The sequence below is a fragment of the Alkalicoccobacillus porphyridii genome (genome assembly GCF_007293315.1).
GTDB classification, from domain to species: Bacteria; Bacillota; Bacilli; order Bacillales; family Bacillaceae_D; genus Alkalicoccobacillus; species Alkalicoccobacillus porphyridii.
This window is the reverse complement of sequence record NZ_VLXZ01000055.1, coordinates 1-434: the sequence shown is the minus strand read 5'-3', so window position 1 is coordinate 434 and position 434 is coordinate 1. Positions and strand designations below refer to the sequence as shown.

Here is a 434-nt window from a genome sequence, read left to right as displayed (position 1 = left end):
ATGGTAACCATTTCGCCTTCGCCCTGATAGTTTTCGATAACCAGTTTCACCGGATCGATAACCGCCATTGCGCGCGGCGCATTTTCGTTGAGATCTTCACGGATGCAGGATTCCAGCGACGCCATCTCAATGGTGTTGTCCTGCTTGGTCACGCCGATGCGTTTGCAGAACTCACGAATAGAAGCCGCAGTGTAACCACGACGACGCAGACCGGAAATGGTCGGCATACGCGGGTCATCCCAGCCTTCAACGTGCTTGTCGGTCACCAGCAGGTTCAACTTACGCTTGGACATCACGGTGTATTCCAGATTCAGGCGCGAGAACTCATACTGGCGCGGGTGAACAGGAATCGTGATGTTGTCCAGTACCCAGTCGTACAGACGACGGTTGTCCTGGAACTCAAGCGTACACAGAGAGTGCGTAATACCTTCCAG

Annotated in this window: 1 protein-coding gene; it reads right to left on the bottom strand. The window is 53.7% G+C overall.

Annotated elements, in window-relative coordinates:
• A partial coding sequence (locus FN960_RS20795; RefSeq protein WP_260682093.1) for a glutamate--tRNA ligase family protein occupies nucleotides 1-434 on the bottom strand: 434 nt, incomplete at both ends.